16 protein-coding genes are annotated in these 16,622 nt (G+C 59.1%); 8 read left to right on the top strand and 8 right to left on the bottom strand.

What is annotated here, in order from left to right; genetic code table 11:
* Positions 1 to 5 precede the first annotated feature (5 nt).
* The 3 genes from F591_RS0107055 (at position 6) to F591_RS0107045 (ending at position 2,393) form a co-directional block, all read left to right on the top strand.
* Complete coding sequence (locus tag F591_RS0107055; protein WP_019533890.1) at positions 6 to 866, top strand: transporter substrate-binding domain-containing protein; 861 nt, start codon at positions 6 to 8, stop codon at positions 864 to 866.
* 138 nt (positions 867 to 1,004) lie between these two features.
* Positions 1,005 to 1,667 carry an amino acid ABC transporter permease gene (locus tag F591_RS0107050; RefSeq protein ID WP_019533889.1) on the top strand — a complete coding sequence of 221 codons (663 nt, stop codon included), beginning with the start codon at positions 1,005 to 1,007 and terminating at the stop codon, positions 1,665 to 1,667.
* A 75-nt stretch (positions 1,668 to 1,742) separates the two neighbouring features.
* Positions 1,743 to 2,393 (top strand): amino acid ABC transporter permease, encoded by a 651-nt coding sequence (locus F591_RS0107045; protein ID WP_019533888.1) that lies wholly within the window; start codon positions 1,743 to 1,745, stop codon positions 2,391 to 2,393.
* Positions 2,394 to 2,489: 96 nt separating this feature from the next.
* On the opposite strand, the gene F591_RS31290 is transcribed toward F591_RS0107045, so the two are convergent.
* Positions 2,490 to 2,663 (bottom strand): hypothetical protein, encoded by a 174-nt coding sequence (locus tag F591_RS31290; RefSeq protein WP_156829479.1) that lies wholly within the window; start codon positions 2,661 to 2,663, stop codon positions 2,490 to 2,492.
* 112 nt (positions 2,664 to 2,775) lie between these two features.
* Here F591_RS31290 and F591_RS0107040 point away from each other — a divergent pair, with 112 nt between their 5' ends.
* Positions 2,776 to 3,006 carry an alpha/beta-type small acid-soluble spore protein gene (locus F591_RS0107040; RefSeq protein ID WP_019533887.1) on the top strand — a complete coding sequence of 77 codons (231 nt, stop codon included), beginning with the start codon at positions 2,776 to 2,778 and terminating at the stop codon, positions 3,004 to 3,006.
* Positions 3,007 to 3,314: 308 nt separating this feature from the next.
* Here the strand turns inward: F591_RS0107040 and F591_RS0107030 are convergent, their stop codons facing one another.
* The 6 genes from F591_RS0107030 to F591_RS0107005 all read right to left on the bottom strand — a co-directional run bounded on the left by F591_RS0107030 (position 3,315) and on the right by F591_RS0107005 (position 10,414).
* Positions 3,315 to 4,547: an aminopeptidase gene (locus F591_RS0107030; protein ID WP_019533886.1), complete on the bottom strand. Its 1,233-nt coding sequence runs from the start codon at positions 4,545 to 4,547 to the stop codon at positions 3,315 to 3,317.
* Positions 4,548 to 4,764: 217 nt separating this feature from the next.
* The gene (locus F591_RS29460) at positions 4,765 to 6,066 is read right to left on the bottom strand and encodes an FtsW/RodA/SpoVE family cell cycle protein (RefSeq protein WP_026326422.1); all 1,302 of its coding nucleotides are present in this window, start codon (positions 6,064 to 6,066) and stop codon (positions 4,765 to 4,767) included.
* Complete coding sequence (locus F591_RS0107020) at positions 6,063 to 6,389, bottom strand: PadR family transcriptional regulator (protein WP_019533884.1); 327 nt, start codon at positions 6,387 to 6,389, stop codon at positions 6,063 to 6,065. The genes F591_RS29460 and F591_RS0107020 overlap by 4 nt, the downstream gene beginning before the upstream one ends.
* A 238-nt stretch (positions 6,390 to 6,627) precedes the next feature.
* Positions 6,628 to 7,614: an ABC transporter permease gene (locus F591_RS0107015; RefSeq protein ID WP_019533883.1), complete on the bottom strand. Its 987-nt coding sequence runs from the start codon at positions 7,612 to 7,614 to the stop codon at positions 6,628 to 6,630.
* Entirely contained in the window at positions 7,604 to 9,130 is a 1,527-nt protein-coding gene (locus F591_RS0107010) for a sugar ABC transporter ATP-binding protein (RefSeq protein ID WP_019533882.1), read from the bottom strand. Before F591_RS0107010 ends, F591_RS0107015 begins: the two co-directional genes overlap by 11 nt.
* Before the next feature lie 186 nt (positions 9,131 to 9,316).
* Entirely contained in the window at positions 9,317 to 10,414 is a 1,098-nt protein-coding gene (locus F591_RS0107005; protein ID WP_019533881.1) for a sugar ABC transporter substrate-binding protein, read from the bottom strand.
* 630 nt (positions 10,415 to 11,044) lie between these two features.
* Between F591_RS0107005 and F591_RS0107000 the strand changes: the two genes are divergently transcribed.
* The 3 genes from F591_RS0107000 (at position 11,045) to F591_RS31285 (ending at position 14,194) form a co-directional block, all read left to right on the top strand.
* Positions 11,045 to 12,082, top strand: a complete 1,038-nt coding sequence (locus F591_RS0107000; RefSeq protein WP_019533880.1) for a protease complex subunit PrcB family protein — start codon at positions 11,045 to 11,047, stop codon at positions 12,080 to 12,082.
* Between the two features lie 461 nt (positions 12,083 to 12,543).
* A complete protein-coding gene (locus F591_RS0106990) occupies positions 12,544 to 13,359 on the top strand; it encodes an alpha/beta fold hydrolase (RefSeq protein ID WP_019533878.1) in 816 nt (271 codons plus the stop codon).
* Positions 13,360 to 13,855: 496 nt separating this feature from the next.
* Positions 13,856 to 14,194 carry a hypothetical protein gene (locus F591_RS31285; RefSeq protein WP_156829478.1) on the top strand — a complete coding sequence of 113 codons (339 nt, stop codon included), beginning with the start codon at positions 13,856 to 13,858 and terminating at the stop codon, positions 14,192 to 14,194.
* 312 nt (positions 14,195 to 14,506) lie between these two features.
* On the opposite strand, the gene F591_RS0106975 is transcribed toward F591_RS31285, so the two are convergent.
* On the bottom strand, positions 14,507 to 15,367 hold the full coding sequence (locus F591_RS0106975) for an AraC family transcriptional regulator (RefSeq protein WP_156829477.1): 861 nt from the start codon (positions 15,365 to 15,367) through the stop codon (positions 14,507 to 14,509).
* A 165-nt stretch (positions 15,368 to 15,532) separates the two neighbouring features.
* Between F591_RS0106975 and F591_RS0106970 the strand changes: the two genes are divergently transcribed.
* Positions 15,533 to 16,552 (top strand): Gfo/Idh/MocA family protein, encoded by a 1,020-nt coding sequence (locus tag F591_RS0106970; protein WP_019533875.1) that lies wholly within the window; start codon positions 15,533 to 15,535, stop codon positions 16,550 to 16,552.
* Positions 16,553 to 16,622 lie beyond the last annotated feature (70 nt).

The following is a 16,622-nucleotide window of genomic DNA, read 5'->3' as shown; positions in this document are numbered from 1 at the left end:
GCGTTATGAGAAAAAAGGCAAGACGCTTGTTGTCGCTCGGCATATCGCTGACGCTGCTGCTCGCGGTGCTGGCTGCCTGCGGGACAGGAGCTTCGGGCGGAGGGGATGAGGAGCGGCAGCAAGGCGCAGATCCGGCACCCGCCGCGAAAGCCGGCACCCTGGAGACGATCAAGCAGCGCGGCAAGCTCGTCGCGGGGGTCAAATTCGATACGAAGCTGTTCGGCCTCAAGGACCCGGGCAGCGGCCAGGTGGAAGGCTTCGACATCGATATCGCCAAGAAGCTGGCCGGCCGCATTTTAGGAGACGAAAGCAACATCGAGCTGAAGGAGGTTACCTCGAAGACGCGCATTCCGATGCTGGACAACGGCGAGATCGACATCATCATTGCGACGATGACGATCAACGAGGAGCGCAAGCAGCAGGTCGATTTCTCCGATGTGTACTTCAAGGCGGGGCAGTCGCTGCTCGTGAAGAAGGGCAGCCCGATCAAGTCGATCGCCGATTTGACCAAGGGCACCAAAGTGCTCGCCGTCAAAGGCTCCACATCGGCCGTCAATATCCGGGAGAAGGCGAAAGAGACGACGGTGCTCGAGTTCGAGAACTATCAGGACGCCTTCACCGCCTTGAAAGCGGGGCAGGGCGACGCGCTCACGACGGACAATGCGATCTTGTACGGCATGCAGCAGCAGGACCCGGCGTTCGAGGTCGTCGGCGGCACGTTCACCGACGAGCCTTACGGCATGGCGATCCGCAAGGGCGATGCGGAGTTCGTAAGCTATGTCAACGATTTTCTGAAGGAGCTGAAGGACAGCGGCGAGTACGACAAGATCTACGAGAAGTGGATTGGGGAAAAGCCGGCGGATTAAGCCCGGAGCCCGGGCTGCGCAGGCGGGCCGGCGATGCTGAAGTGAAGGCGCGGCGTCCGGGCGGGGGGCGCTCCCCCGCTTCGCCGGAACGCGCGGCCCTGCAAGAAGGTTACGAGGAAGGGAGGAGAGCTGCGGAGCATGTTCGGCGATTTCCAATGGGATATCCTGCCTAAATATTGGGACATGTATGCGGAAGGCTTCGGCAATACGCTCAAGGCGAGCCTCATCGCGCTGATCGCCAGCTTCGTCCTCGGCACGCTTATCGCCATCATGCGCATTGCGCCGGTGAAGCCGCTCAATTGGTTCGGCACGGCGTACGTCGAGTTTGTCCGCAATGTTCCGCTGCTGGTGATCGTGTCGATCTTTTTTCTGGGCTCCCCGGCCCTCAAGCTGCCGCTGGACGGCTTCCAATCCGGCACGATCGGCCTGACGATTTACACGGCGGCCTTTATCGCGGAAGCGGTCCGCGCGGGCATTCAGTCCGTTCCCGTCGGGCAGACGGAGGCCGCCCGATCCTCCGGCATGACCTACGGGCAGACGATGCGCCATATCGTGCTGCCGCAGGCGATCAACATCGTCATTCCCCTGCTGGGCAACCAATTTTTGAATCTCGTCAAAAATTCGTCCGTGCTCGGCGTCGTCGCCGGCATGGACCTGATGTACTACGCGGATATTGTGGCGACCCGCTCGTTCGTGACGTTTGAGGTGTATATTTTTGCCGCCATGTTCTATCTGGCGCTGACGATACCGCTCAGCATGGGCGTTCAATATTTGGAGAGGCGGCTGGCGAGAAGCGGATGAAGCGGGACGGGCGGACGACAGGGGCCGGCAAGCCGGCTGTTCCCCGGAAGGGCCATGAGGAGGTGAAGGCAGCCTGTGGATTTTATCGGAGCTTATTCTCCGGATAACTTGACATTTTTGCTGAAGGGCTTGATGGTGACGCTGAAGGTCGCATTCGCCGCCATCGTGCTGTCGTTCGTATTCGGCGCGCTCGTCGGCACGCTGCGCTACGCCAAAATCCCGGTCGTCTCGCAGGCGATGGCGGTGCTGGTCGAGACGATCCGCAATTTGCCGCTCATCTTGATCATTTTCTTCACCCGCTTCGCTCTTCCGGAGGTAGGCATCAAGCTGAGCGTGGAAATGGCGGCGATCGTCGCGCTGACGGTTTTCGAAGCGGCCATGATCTCTGAGATTGTGCGCGGCGGCTTGAACTCGATCGACAAGGGGCAGATAGAGGCAGCCCGCTCCTCAGGACTGACATATCCCCAGACGCTGTGGCATATCGTGCTGCCGCAGGGCTTAAGAAGAATGATGCCGCCGATGGTCAGCCAGTTCATCGCGCTGCTGAAGGATACGTCGCTGGCTGTCATTATTTCGCTGTCGGAGCTGATGCACAACGCCCAAATTATAACGGGGCAAAACGTCAACTGGGTCATTCCGATTTTGCTGCTGACCGCCCTGATTTATTTTGCCGTCAACTACCCGCTGTCCTTGATCGCGCGCCGGCTGGAGGCGAGGCAAGCGTGAATGAAGGGCAGGGAAAGCGGCGCATACCAGGCAAAGAGCGCAGCGGAAGCTTCGGTCGCTTCTTCAGCTGCGCTCTTTGTCGTGCGGCTTCGGCCATCAGCGGCCTTCTTCGTCCCTGAAGCGCCTCCGTTTGCGCATCGGCCTTGCGCATCGGCCTTGCGCCGCCGCCTTGCGCCCCCGTCTTGCGCCCCCGTCTTGCGCCCCCGTCTTGCGCTTCGGGCCTTGCGGCTTCGGACTCGCCGTCTGCGGCCTGCGCCAATTCGGTATCATCTGCCAGCTTGTCCCCGAACGGAGCATGTGCCAAAATTTTTTGACTGCTATGCATAGAGAGGCTTTTCCTGCCACATAATACAGTTACATTCCACTAAAGGAGCTGAGTGTCATGGGAACAGGCCAAAGCCGTTCTAGCAATTCTCTGGTCGTTCAACAAGCATCCGCAGCGCTGCAGCAATTGAAATTCGAGGTCGCTCAAGAGCTGGGTATTCAAATCCCGCAAGACGGTTACTACGGCTACATGGCTACGCGCGATACGGGCGCCATCGGCGGTCATATTACCCGCAGACTGGTCCAAATCGCCGAACAACAGCTGGCCGGAAATATGAACTTCCGTTAATCGGCTAATCGGCGGGAGGGCCGGAGCTCTGTACCTACGGGTGCAGGGCTTTTTCTTTTATTCGCTAACGCCCAAAGGCCTGGATTTTCAAAGCTCGCTTAAGGAAATGGAAAAATGGGCGGCCGGTGGAAACAAGCCGAGGCCCAGGAGGGGGCGGCACATCAGCGCGCAGTGTCTGAGTCTGAGGGATTGTGACGATGTGGGGGATGGCGGAGACCAGATCCCGGGCGCGCCCCGTGCCCAATGATGGGAAACGGCTGCCCGGGCATAAAAACCGGCAGCCGTTGGCAAGGTTGAACCAGGCAAGCTCAGAACGCCCAGTTGCCCTGACGGAAGATCGGCTCGACCGAGCCGTCCGCTGCGATGCCGTCGATATCCAGCTCCGGCGAGCCGATCATGAAATCGACATGCGTGATGCTGGTGTTCAGGCCGGCGCGGCGCAGCTCCTCCTGCGACATTTCCTTGCCGCCCTTCAGGTTGAAGGCGTAGGCGCTGCCGATGGCGAAGTGGCAGGAGGCGTTCTCATCGAACAGCGTATTGTAGTACAGGAGGTTCGACTCCGATATGGGCGAGCGGTGCGGCACGAGCGCCATTTCGCCGAGGAAGCGCGAGCCTTCGTCCATGTCGATCAGCCCTTGCAGCGTGTCCAGTCCGCGCTCGGCGGTTACATGGGTGATGCGTCCGTTCTCGAACGTCAGCTTGAAGCCGTCGATGATCGTGCCGCCGTAGCTGAGCGGCTTCGTGCTGGAGACAGTGCCGTTCACGCCGGTAGCGAGCGGCGCGGTGAACACTTCCTCTGTCGGCAGGTTGGCGACGAATCTTCCGCCCCGCACGTTGACGCTGTCGGCGGCCACCCACAGATGCCCTTCCGGCAGCTCGACGGTCAGGTCGGTCCCCGGCGCTTTGTAATGCAGCTTCTTGAACTGCCTGGCGTTCAGGTAATCGGACTTCTCGTTAAGCGTCCTGATGTGCTCCTCCCATGCGGCGCCGGGATCGTCGCGATCGACGCGAACCGCCCGGAAGATGGCGTCCCACAGCAGCTCCGTCTGGCGCTCTGCCGGCGCGTCCGGGAACACTTTGGCCGCCCAGGCCGGGGAAGGAGCGGCGACGACGCACCAGCTGAATTTGTCCGATTGCGCATATTCGCGGTATTTGGCCATCGCTTTGCCGTAGGTTTTGCGGTAGTTGACGATGCGCTCCTGCGGCACGCCTGCCAGCAGATCGGGGTCCGCGGAGACGATGCTGACGACGGCGGCGTTGTTCTCGACGAGCTCGAGCATTTCCGCCGCGTACCATTTCGGCTCCTCCAGGAACGATTCGTCCGGAGCAAGGTCGTAGCGGATGCGGGTTAGTTCGTCGTCCGTCCAGTTGACCTTCACGAGATAGGCTCCCGCTTCATACGCCTTGCGGGCGATCAAGCGCACGAGCTCGGCGGCGTCCAGCGTCGCATTCACCACCAGCTTCTGATCCTTCTGAATTTGTACGCCTACATTCACGATCAGCTCGGCGTATCGGCTTAATTTCTCCTGAAACGAGCTCATCCGCGATTCCTCCGTTTCGCTTAACGTCTTCAGATTGTTGCCCTTACGATCCCATTGTAGCCGATTGCCGGCGGAAAACAAAATTTTGGCAGGGCGTCATCCATCGGCAGCTTGTCGCCAGCAGCTGGAGGCAAGCTGCGGCTCGTGGCAAGCGAAATTCATGCTGTCATCCATTCCGCCCCGGTGCGGATGAGGCTGCCTGATGTGAGCCAGTCCGTTACGCGATGCGGATCATGTCCTTGCGCCGGTATACGCCGTAGATCAGCCCGGCCGCCGCCCACTGGACGAGCAGGCTGCTGCCGCCATAGCTGATGAAAGGCAGCCTTGACGCCGAGATCGGCAGCAGACCGAGCGACATTCCGATACACCAGATGAACTGTACGGCCAGCAGGGAGGCGAGTCCGGCGATCAGCATTTTTCCGTATGGGTCGCGTACGGCTGCCGCGGACTGGAGCAGCTGCAGCAGGAAGAACAGCACGATCCCTGCGACCAGCAGGCCGGCAAGCCAGCCGAAGCTGTAAACGATATAAGTAAATATGGCATCTGCTTGGACATAGGGCAGCTTCTCCACTATGGAATCGAATCCGCGCCCCAGCCATCCGGCGGACTGGATCGCATCCTTGACCTGAAGGTACATATAACCGGCGCCACGGGGATCTTCATGCGGATACAGGAACCCTGTCAATCGCCTTTGTCCATCGCGGCTGAAGCCATATCCGCCCAGCAGGCAAGCCGACAGAAGCGCATGCGGTGCCAGCCATCGCCATCCCATCCGCGAGACATACATGAGCAGCGCATAGGCGGCTGCGAAGACCAGCAGATCGTGAAGCGACGAGACGGCCATGTAATACAGCATCGGCACTGCGCTGAACATGGCGGTATGCAGCGCCGCGGTTCGCCAGCCGGCTTTGTCTTTATGCCAATAGAGCATCCCGGCAGCGGATATGATGAAAAGATAAGGGCTTATGGCCTGAGCATCCACCAAGAGTGTCCCAAGATGGAAATGGGTGCGCGTACCGTTAAGCTGCACGCCCCAGAAATAAGTTGCAAGCACCAGTGCGAGCGTTCCGATATAAAGCATCCACGAGAAATGGATCAGCTTGCGATAAGGGAGCCGGCTGATGATGAAGAAGGCCATGATCCCCGCTGTCGTGAATACGGCGTGCTTGAAGAACAGCCTCCCTGCACCCCGCGAACCGGCGTCATAGCTTAGCTGCACCGCATACATCGCAATAAGAGCGATCGCGGCCAGCAGCGCCAGGCAGCACAGCATTCCCCACGGCACCCGCGGCTTGTGCACCCGGTTCAGCCCCTGCGCGACCGCCGCCGCATCGCCCATCTGCGCGATCGCGAAGCGGGCCGCCGCATCGTCGTCATGCCCTTGCTGCCGACCTCGGTCCATTAAATCGTCCAGGTGGCCGGCTATCTCCTGCGTAATCTCCTTGCGCAGCTCCCTGGCCTTGATCTGCCTGCCGACATCCCGTATGTAGTCCTGCAAAAGCGGGTGCCTGTCCATCATACCGGCTCCTCCCCCAGGACGCGGTCCACGGCGGTGCGGAATACGCGCCATTCCCGCTTTTTCTCCTGCAGCTGCCGCTTGCCGTTGTCGGTAATCCGGTAATACTTGCGCTTGCGGCCGTCAACCTCTTGCCAGTACGATTCAACCCACCGCTCGGCCTCCATGCTGTGAAGAATCGGATACAGCGTGCCTTCCTTCAGCGCGAATGTGCCGTCGGAGACGCGCTCCAGCTCCTTGATCAGCTCGTAGCCATAGCGATCCTGCCGCAGGAGCAAATTCAAAATCATCGTCCCTGTGCTTCCTTTCATCAATTCTTTGTTCATGACCGTCCCTTGCGCGGGCACCGCCTTTCTCTCGTCGATTGGGGCATTGGAATTGCCATTATGAAAGCAATTATGCCTTGTAAAGCGATTATACATCGGAATCATATGCATAGCAAATCTAGGTATATGTTTATGCCCGGAAAAAGGAAAAAGCGCACTCCGAGCGGGTTGTGACCGCTGCGAAAAGTGCGCTTGCAAGGCGTGCTGCCTAGGCGTGGCGCCGCCGGCTCATCCGGTTTCAGGCTCGCCGCCGGTTCAAATGAATGAACGTGATGGACAGCGCGAGGACGAGCACCGTTCCTTTGACAATATCGTAAGCGTAATAGGGCATGTTGAGCATCGTCAGGCCGTTCAGCAGCACGCCGATCAGCACGGCGCCGAAGAAGGTGCCGATGACGTTCGGCTTGCCGGCCCCGAGGACGGAATAGCCGACGAACACGGCGGCGACGGCTTCCATCAGCAGCGGCGAGCCGGCGTCAATCTGGCCCGAGCCGACGCGGGCCGCGAACAGGACGCCGCCGATCGCGGCGAAAATGCCGGACAGCACGTAGGCGAACGTGCGCACGCGGTTGACGGAGATGCCCGACAGCCGGGCCGCTTCGCGGTTGCCGCCGGTGACGTACATTTGGCGGCCCCAGCGGGTGTAGGTCAAGAAAACATGCACAAGGATGACGGCGAGCAGCATCAGCACGACCGGTACGGGAATGCCGAGCAGCTTGCCTTGGCCGATCCATTTGAACGATTCGAGGAATTGGCCGGGAGCCTTCGTGCCGTCCTGCATCTGCATGTTGTTGTAGATGGAGAAGCCTTTGGTGTACGTCTTGTGCACTCCGCCGATAATGTACATGACCGCCAGTGTCGCGAGCAGGTCGGGAATGCGCACCTTGACGATGAGCAGCGCGTTCAGCAAGCCGATGACGGCGCCGATGAGAAGCGGCGCGACCAGCACGAAGGCGAGCGGCAGCTCGTACCAGACCATCATCGCGGCGGCGACGACGGTTGTGAGCGAGACGGTGGAACCGACCGACAGGTCGAAGCCGTCGACAATCTGCGAGAAGGTGACGCCGATGGCGACGAAGGTCACGATCGAGATCGACCGCAAAATGTCGGTAATGTTATCGTAAGAGAGAAAGTATTCGTTCACGATGGAAAATACGATGAAGACGGCGGCGATAATGACGAGCGCCCCGTACTTATAGGAATAATCCAGCAGCTTATCCTTCAACATCCTGCTCCTCCCCTGCGCTGGCGTAATATAGAATGGTTTCCTGGGTCGCTTCGTCGCGCCGCAGTTCCTTGACGATCCGGCCGTAGCTCATGACGAGGATGCGGTCGGCAATGCCCAAAATTTCCTGCAGCTCGCAGGACAAATAGACGATGCCTTTGCCTTCCGCGGCAAGGCGGCCGATCAGGCGGAAAATATCGCTTTTGGCTCCGACGTCGACCCCTTTGGTCGGCTCGTCGAACAAATAGACCTGCGCGTCGGTCGGCAGCCACTTGCCGACGGCTACCTTCTGCTGGTTGCCGCCGCTCAAATATTGCACCGCCTGCTCCGGCAGCGGAGGCTGAATGCCCAGCTCGCCGATGCGGGCGACAGCGTTGTCCGACTCTGCCCGGCGGCCTACGAAGCCGAAGCGGCTGAGCCGTTCGAGCAGCGGAAGCGACAGGTTATGCTTGACCGACTGCTCGACCAGGATGCCCTGCTTGCGGCGTTCCTCCGGGATGAGCGCCAGCCCGGCGCGGACCGCATCCTTCGGCTCGGACAGCTTCAGCAGGCGGCCGTTCAGGCGTATTTCGCCGGCGTCGAGCGGCTCGGCGCCGAACAGCGCGCGGGACAGCTCGGTCTTGCCCGCGCCGACCAGTCCGGCGATGCCGACGATTTCGCCGCTGCGGACGGTCAGATCGACGCCGCGCACCTTGGTGCCGTAGCGGATGCCGCGCGCCTCGAGCAGCGTCTCGCCGATCGGCACCTGGACCTTCGGGAATTCTTCCTCGAACGTCTTGCCGAGCATTTCTTCGACGACCGCCTTGGCGTTCGTCTCGGCGGCGAGGCGGGTCGAGACGCGCCGCCCGTCGCGCATTACCGTGACGCGGTCGGAGATGCGGAATACTTCGTGCAGCCGGTGGGAGATGAAGATGCAGCCGACGCCGTCCTGCTTCAGCCGCTCCATAATCTCGAACAGCCGGTCGGCCTCCTCGTCGCTGAGCGGCGCGGTCGGCTCGTCGAAGATGATGAACTTGGCCTGCTGCACGAGCGCCCGGGCAATGAGCAGCAGCTGCTTGTGGGCGATCGGCAGCTCGCCAGCCGGCTTGCTTACTTCAAGCCCGGGCAGTCCGATGCCGGCCAGCGCCTCGGCAGCTTCCCGATTCACCCGGCGCCAATCGAGCCAGCCGCGCCCGGAGGCGATCCGGTCGAGCATGATGTTCTCGGCGACCGACAGCGTCGGGACGATCGCCGTATCCACTTCCTGATAGACGCATTGAATACCGCTGGCGATCGCATCCAGCGGGCGGTGAAACTTGTGGCTGCAGCCGTCGATCCGGATCTGCCCTTCATCGGGGGTATAGGCGCCCGATAAAATTTTCATCAGTGTGCTTTTGCCGGCTCCGTTCGCGCCGAGCAAAGCGTGCACCTCGCCGCCGCGCGCCTCGAAATCGACCTGCTGCAGTGCCCGGACGCCCGGGAACGATTTGGAGATGCCTGTCATTTGCAGCAGGCTGGCGTTATTCGACTCGGACATGAATTCACGCTCCTTGCCAGTCATTGTGGAAATCGAGCTCCTCGCGTTGCAGCTCCTCCATCCTGCGCTTTTCGCGCAACGGAAAATCCCACCGGCCGCTTAAGGGCCGATGGGACGGATGAAGCTCAGTCGCTGCTTAAAGTTATGAGGTTGAGATCGCTAAGCTTCCTCGCCGGTTTGTCCGGTTTACTTGGAGATTGACGCCTCAAGCTCCTTCATCCAGTCGGTGTAGCCTTGCTGGCTGCTGCCCCAGCCTTCCACATGCTCGCTGAGCTGAGCCGTGGAAATTTGCTCTTTCGGCAGCTTGTCGCGCGTAATCAGCACCGGCTCAAGCACCACTTTTTGCGGCGTCTGATCGCCGTGAAGCTTCTGGTACAAGTAGCGAACCTGAATGCGTCCGATATCCATCGTATCGACGGCTGCGGAAGCGACCCACGGATTTTGCGGGTCCTGGATCATCTGCAGATCTTCGTCGCTCATATCGATGCCGTATACTTTGATCTCCGTACGGCCGGCCTGCTGAATGGCCCGCGCCGCGCCTTTGGCGAATTCGTCCCAGGAAGCCCATACGGCGGTAATGTCGCCTTTGTTCGGGTACTTCTTCAGAATCGCTTCCATTTGAGATTGCGTATCGAGCGCCGTGTTTTGCGTTGCGGCTCCGAATGCAGCGATTTCCTGGATGTCCTTGTTCTTGTCCATGAATTCCTGATAAGCGATTTGCCGGCGTTCCATCGGGGCGAATCCGGCTACCCAAATTTTGACGATGTTGCCTTTGCCGCCGATATCCTCAGACATCTTGTTCAGCGTCATTTCCGCCAGCTTCTGGTCGGCCTGCTCCAGAACGGTAATGCCCGGCAAGTCGACCGCGGCGTCAAACGCTACGACCGGAATATTTCTCTCCAGCGCCTTCTTAAGACCGGCATCCAGCGCCTCGGCTGTACCATGATCGATCAGAATGCCGTCGAACCGCTGGTTGATGGCGGCATCGAGATTGGAGGACATTTTGGCGAGGTCGCCGTCAGCCGTAAAGACGGTCAGTTTGCCCCCGAACTTCTCGACCTGCTCCTTCACGCCTTCGATGTACTGCGACGAGAAGGTGCCCAGGTTGATTTGCATGATCAGGGCGATCTTCTTGCCGGCAAGCGAGTTTTCTCCGCCTGCTTGCGCGCCTTGCTGTCCGCCGCTGTCGCTTGGCTGTTCGGCCGGCTTCGCGCCGCAGGCAGCGAGTCCGATCGAAAGGACAAGTGTAAGTACGATAAGTATGCTTCTTCTGATGGTTGCCATGTTGCTGGCTTGCCTCCCCCACTAATTCTATAAACCCGATTAGGATACTAGGTGTTAATCATAGTACACAATTTTTGTACGAGGGTCAATCCTTTTTTTAGCCGGCCCGCGGCTGCACGGAAGCGCCTTTTCGGGAACGCAGGCGTTGCTCCGGCGAAGCGCGGCAAGGATCTGGCCCGCTTTGTCGCGCAAACCCGCTTGAATAGGGCTGTGGCAAGACGGACAACCTGCGCCTGAAGCCAACGGGCTGCCCTGTGTCGCCGTCAGCCGTATCCACTTTTTCAAAGAGCGATGACAACGCAGTCGGCTGTGCCGTACCGCATTCTACAAAAACCGACATTTTTCGGTCGGCCCCCGAAAATTTTAACACAGTACAGCGGCAAAAGGAATACGGGATGAAAGGGAATTTCGCTTGCTTGAAACGATAAATTGCAAGATGGCTGCAACATTTTGCCGTTTCGGAGCGTTTAGAGAGTACTCATGAGTTTGTCAGGAAAAGATTGCAATCTATTTGAAAAATCAGCTTTATTTGCAAGCTGAATTTTCAATACCGCGGGTGACGACCGATGACGGCAGGAATTGTTCGTCATAGGCGTTTCCATACTATATTTTGAAAGGTGGAACATGTTGATGAAATTGAAGAAATGGACGCTGGCAGCCTCCGCTGCCGCTTTGCTCGGAACGTTGTCGGCCGGATCGGTCATGGCCTTCTCGGATCTCGACCAGAACCAGAGCGGGCCGATCCTGGCCCTCAAAGCGAAAGGAATCGTAAGCGGCGTGGACGCGGAGCATTTTGCCCCCAAGAGTAAAATCAGCTACGCCCAGAGCATCCATATGTTGGTGAAGGCGTTCGGCCTGAATATCGATAACATGGAGTTTGCCAAAAAGCCCGAAGCCAGCGACTACTTCAAAAATGTGCCGAATGATGCATGGTACGCCGAGTCTTTCGTGATCGCGCACTTGAACGGCATTTCCATTCCCCAGGACGTCGATCCGAACGGGACGATTACGCGCGAGCAGTTTGCGCATTTTGTCATTCAGGCGCTGGACACGACGGGGATGTACCCGGTTGTCAAAATGTATGTGGCGATCGCGGACGAAGCGGATATTACGCCGGAGTACAACGGCAGCATTCAGCGGTTGATTTTGCACAAATTTTACGATTTGGGTGAGGATCGCAAGTTTTATCCGAAGCAGGAGCTGACCCGCGGTGAAGCGGCCGTCTGGGTGCACAAGGCGGTCAGCTTTGTGGAGAAATTTCAAGAGGCAAGGGAAAAGCCCCCCGTACAGGAAGAGGTTCAGGTGACGGTTGAGCAGGTGAATGAAGACGTGAACAAGGTGATTCTCTCCCGCGGCCAAAAACCGACCTCGGGCTACGGCATCGCTGTAACCGGCATTCGCTTCACCGCGGACGGCCAGGCCATTATTCAGTACGCCTTGACCGATCCCGCTCCGGACAGCATGAACGCTCAAGTCATCACCGAGCCGAAGGCGGAAACGTACGTTTCCTCCCAATTTAAGCCGGTTGCCGAATTGGACCCGAACGCATCGCTGCCGAGCGAATCGGCGGACGCAAGCATTTTGCCCGCGCCGGTGGAAGATGCGCAAATCTTGCCTGCTCCTGCCGAAGAAGCACAAGTTTTACCCGCTCCCACAGATACACAATAATCTGCTCCGATAACAGGACGGGAAGATGATGCCGGCCCCGGCTCAAGAGACGCGCATGCTTCCGGCCACAACTCCGTAGGAGAAGGAGCGCTCGTCGCCGATATGCGCTGGCTTTGCCGGCCTTCCTGGTTATCGCTGCAATATAGCGGCAGCTCTTGGGAAGCACGATCCCGGGGGCTGCTTTTCTTTTCTGGATAAAGGCGGCGGTTCGTTCGCATATGCATCTTTAGGCCGGTGAAGCGATGCCCTTCCGGGCAGCAGGACCGGACAACCCGCTGGGCTCGCGCTTCTCCCGCGTTTCCCGCCCGGCTGCTTGCGCTGTCCCAAACGCCGGAGAGACGCCGCGATGCTCGCCGCCAGCTGGCGCAGGCTTGGACAGTTTCGGAAGAAATTTTCGGACAAGCAGGGTATAATAAAATGGAAAAACGAACCGCAGAGAAAGCCGGAAGGGGAGGATCTGAATGAACAGGAATGAGCATGTCGCTTGGTATGAGCAGGACGGCCAGAAGCTCGCTTATTATGACGCCGGGCAAGGGGAAGGGGCGCCGCTCATTTTGCTGCACGGGTTTTGCGGAAACGCGGGCTATTGGGATGACGTCATCCCGCTGCTTGCATCCGGCCGCCGGGTCATTGCGCCGGATTTGCGGGGGCATGGCCAATCGTCGGCGCCGGAAGGCGGCGCTTATCCGATGGAAGCCTTCGCCGACGATATCGCGGGGCTGCTTGGGCATTTGCGGATCGAGCGGGCGATCATGCTCGGCCATTCGCTTGGCGGCTATATTACGCTCGCTTTCGCGGAGCGCCATGCGGACAAGCTGGCCGGCTTCGGGCTGATCCATTCGACCGCTTACCCCGATGACGAGAAGGGGAAAGCGGGAAGAGTGAAGAGCCAGCAGACGATCCGCGAAGAAGGACTTCCGGTATTTCTGGGCGGGCTGATCCCGCGGCTGTTCGCGCCGGAGCATTTGGAGTCGATGCCGGATGCCGTGCGGAAGGCGAGGGAGATCGGTCTCGGGACGAAGCCGGCCGGCGCGGTCAGCACGCTGGAGGGGATGCGATTGCGTCCGGACCGCAACCGGGTGCTGGAGCAGGCGAACGTTCCTGTCCTGCTGGTGGCCGGCAAGAAGGACCAGCTCGTCGCGCCGGAGCGCACGTTCTCGGCCAGCGGCAGCCACATCGCGCAGCATACGATTCCTACCGCCGGCCACATGAGCATGATGGAAGCGTCGGAACAGCTGGCGGACATCGTTCGCGGCTTCGCCGATACTTGCGGCTGATCGGCTCTGCGCCGGGGCAGGTCGCCGCTTCCGGCAGCATGCAGGCGCTGTATGAACCGACGCTGCCATAGCGTACAGCCTGCTTCGCCGGCAGGGCAGGCCCGCGGGCGCTGTTCATCAGCGCGCCCGGGCCTGCGAGCCGGGGCAACGCGCGGCTTGGCCCGCGAGCAAGCGGTTCGCTTCGCCGCGTCGTCTGCGCGTCCTGCTGCGGCGATCGGCACCGATATCGGTATCGGTGACGGCACCAGTTGCGGCAGGCATCGGCGGCAGCATTGGCGTCGTCTGCGGCAGGCATCGGCGGCAGCATGGCGTCGGCTGCGGCAGGCATCGGCGGCAGCATTGGCGTCGGCTGCGGCAGCCGCATCAGCGCCGGGCACCGGCAGCAGCATTGGCATCGGCGGCCTAGGCTGGCAAGACCGGTAAGCGGCAAAGCAAAGACACAGAGGCTTTCTCTCCACGAGATAGCCTCTGTGTCTTTGTTGTATAGACGCCTGCGGTGCTGAAAATTCGCCGGCAGATCACCGGCAAATTTTCAAAAGATCAGCCAATGTTGTATTTTATACAACAAAAACGGGGCAATAACCCACATCCGCCGTTCATTGTTGTAGAAAGTGCAACATTTTGGGCGATATTCTTCGATTTGAAGCCAATCGCCCGCAAATTGTTGTACAAAATACAACATTCCCCCACCTCTTGTGTGAAAGATAAGGAAAATGTTGTATTTTTTGCAGGATTCGCCGCCTCATGTGTCCGGGTGTGCCCGGGGAGGGGCAGCGCTAACGCAAGCAAGCAGTCTTATTTCGCATTTTGGGCTACCGGCGGTTCAGCGTTTTGAGCAAAAAGCGCTACCCAGCCTGGGTACGATTCAGCAAAATAGACACCTGTGACGAGCCATTCCATCGTCATCGGTCGTCACCTGCGGTATTGAAATTTTAGCTGGCAGATTGCCGCACAATTTTCAAGAGGGCGTTTGTCACTGGCGTTAGAGAGGATGTTGCGAACTCATGTCGCACTTGTAGCCCTCGGTTCATGCCGCCTTAGCCGTGCCTTGCGGTTCGAGTCATCAACCGGCCCCGCCAAAACGTGAAACCGTTTTGCGACTATGGGACGATGCCCCCAGTTATAGGATAAACTAGCGTGCACCCCGTCAAGGCCGGTATTCGCGCTTGCGGTATTGGCCGGGAGGCATGCCGACGAACCGTTTGAACATTCGGATGAAGTTCGAATAATCGTTGAAGCCGGACAGCTGGCACGCCTCGGTGACGCTCAGGCCCTCTTGCAGCAGCTTTTTGGCCCGGGCAATGCGCTTGAGCAAAATATACTCGTGGATCGTGCTGCCCGTCGCGCGCCGGAACAGCCGGCTCAAATAGTACCGGTTCATGAAAAACAGCCCTTCCAGCGCCTCCAGACTCAAATCTCGCTCGGGATGACGGTCGATGAAGTCGAGCACCGGCGCGAGCTTCTCGTGGACGGCCAGTGGCCGCGAATCGGCCGCTTCAAGGTCGGGACGGGCCACCTGCTGGCGAAACGCTTGATTTACGAGCACGAGCAGCTCGGTCATGTAAGCGGTCAGGAGCAGTCCGCCGCCTTCGAGCGAAGAACGGGACAGCTGCTCGGCCCGGTGACAAATCGAAAGCGCCTCATCAAGCTGCCGGGAGGTTAGCCGAATGCGGTTCCCTTCGCCGTTCGGACGATTGACGAAGCAGTCCAGCATCTCGTAATCGTCGGCATTCCTCCACAGGTCGGCGACGGCCGGGTCGAAATGGACGACGATATTTTCATAGACCGCGTCGGAGCGGAATGTCGGCTTGTGCAGCTCGCGGTTGTTCATGATCAGCAGATCGCCGTATTGGAGCGGATAAACCTTTTTTTCAATAAGATAGTTGACTTCTCCGGTGATGAAAATATAGACCTCAAACCGGTCGTGAAGATGAAAATCCATTCGCGGCGGTTTCTCCATCCGGCGATGCGAATATTGAAAATATCGGTTGCTTACATGGGTTCGCATGGCGTTCGCCTCCGGCGATAAAGTCAAGAAAAGCCATAAAGGAAGCAAAGGATGCAAAGAATATGTTTTCATTATACTTCATGATGAACATAAGCACCAAGCTTGGCGCTGACCGGATTGGCCTGGACGGCGTCCCTAAAAATCAAGAAAAACGGGTGACTGACGATGAAACGAATGGGAACGGCAGTAATCGGCTGCGGCGCGATTTCCGGCGTCCATCTGAAGGCGCTTTCGCAGCTTCCGCTGACAGAGCTTCGCGCGGTGGTCGATATTAACGAGGCGCTGGCCCGCAAGACCGCCTCCCAATACGGCTGCGAGGCTTATGCGGATTACAGGGAGGTGCTGAAGCGGGACGATATTGATGTCGTGCACATTTGCACAGGCCATCACCTGCACGCCCCGATGACGGTCGATGCGCTCGCTGCCGGGAAGCATGTGCTGACGGAAAAACCGCTGGCGGAAAGCAGGGATTCCGCCCGCGCCGTGCTTGAGGCCGAGGCGCGTTATACCGGCGTGCAACTCGGCATCGTGTTCCAGAACCGGTACAATCCGGCTTCCCGAACGATGAAGCGGTATGCCGAATCGGGAGAGCTGGGGAAGCTCGTCTGCATGAAGGGGCTTGTCACGTGGTACCGCAGCGCGGATTATTACAACAGCGAATGGAAGGGCCGCTGGGCTACGGAAGGCGGCGGCGTCCTGATCAATCAGGCGATCCATACGCTCGATCTGATGCAGTGGCTTGGCGGCGAAATCGCCAGTGTCAAAGGCAGCGTGACGACCGATTCGCTGGAAGGCGTCATCGAGGTGGAGGATACGGCTCATGCCCGCATCGTCTTCCGCTGCGGAGCTAAGGCGATCTTTTACGCGACGAATGCTTATTTGAGAAATTCGCCTGTCGAGCTGGAAGCCATATTCGAGAAAGGCACGCTGCATATGAAGGGCGATCGTCTGTACCTGATCCAGGGCGACGAAACCGCCGAGCTGTGCCGGCCGGAGGCTGTAAACGAGCTGGGCGCCAAATCGTATTGGGGCGTCAGCCATGCGGTGCAAATCCGCGATTTCTACGAGCACGTCAGCGAAGGTCGCAAGTTTTGGATCGACGGCAAGGAAGGCGTCAAGGCGCTCCGGCTCGTCCAGGACATCTACGAATCGTCCCGGCTCGGCAAGCGGATCGACTATCCCTGACACCGCAGCGGCGGGCTGTGCCTGACTTTGCGCCCCCGGGCTTGCTTCAGGCTCATAAATACACCAAAAC

Source organism: Paenibacillus ginsengihumi DSM 21568 (genome assembly GCF_000380965.1).
GTDB lineage: Bacteria > Bacillota > Bacilli > Paenibacillales > NBRC-103111 > Paenibacillus_G > Paenibacillus_G ginsengihumi.
Note: the sequence above shows the minus strand (reverse complement) of the source record. Positions and strands in the feature narration are given on the sequence as shown.

Bases quoted from the DNA above. Each gene is read 5' to 3' on its own strand.
- F591_RS0107055 (WP_019533890.1), top strand. From the start codon at position 6: ATGAGAAAAAAGGCAAGACGCTTGTTGTCGCTCGGCATATCGCTGACG.
- F591_RS0107050 (WP_019533889.1), top strand. From the start codon at position 1,005: ATGTTCGGCGATTTCCAATGGGATATCCTGCCTAAATATTGGGACATG.
- F591_RS31290 (WP_156829479.1), bottom strand. From the start codon at position 2,663: ATGATACCGAATTGGCGCAGGCCGCAGACGGCGAGTCCGAAGCCGCAA.
- F591_RS0107040 (WP_019533887.1), top strand. From the start codon at position 2,776: ATGGGAACAGGCCAAAGCCGTTCTAGCAATTCTCTGGTCGTTCAACAA.
- F591_RS0107030 (WP_019533886.1), bottom strand. From the start codon at position 4,547: ATGAGCTCGTTTCAGGAGAAATTAAGCCGATACGCCGAGCTGATCGTG.
- F591_RS29460 (WP_026326422.1), bottom strand. From the start codon at position 6,066: ATGATGGACAGGCACCCGCTTTTGCAGGACTACATACGGGATGTCGGC.
- F591_RS0107020 (WP_019533884.1), bottom strand. From the start codon at position 6,389: ATGAACAAAGAATTGATGAAAGGAAGCACAGGGACGATGATTTTGAAT.
- F591_RS0107010 (WP_019533882.1), bottom strand. From the start codon at position 9,130: ATGTCCGAGTCGAATAACGCCAGCCTGCTGCAAATGACAGGCATCTCC.
- F591_RS0107005 (WP_019533881.1), bottom strand. From the start codon at position 10,414: ATGGCAACCATCAGAAGAAGCATACTTATCGTACTTACACTTGTCCTT.
- F591_RS0107000 (WP_019533880.1), top strand. From the start codon at position 11,045: ATGAAATTGAAGAAATGGACGCTGGCAGCCTCCGCTGCCGCTTTGCTC.
- F591_RS0106990 (WP_019533878.1), top strand. From the start codon at position 12,544: ATGAACAGGAATGAGCATGTCGCTTGGTATGAGCAGGACGGCCAGAAG.
- F591_RS0106975 (WP_156829477.1), bottom strand. From the start codon at position 15,367: ATGCGAACCCATGTAAGCAACCGATATTTTCAATATTCGCATCGCCGG.
- F591_RS0106970 (WP_019533875.1), top strand. From the start codon at position 15,533: ATGAAACGAATGGGAACGGCAGTAATCGGCTGCGGCGCGATTTCCGGC.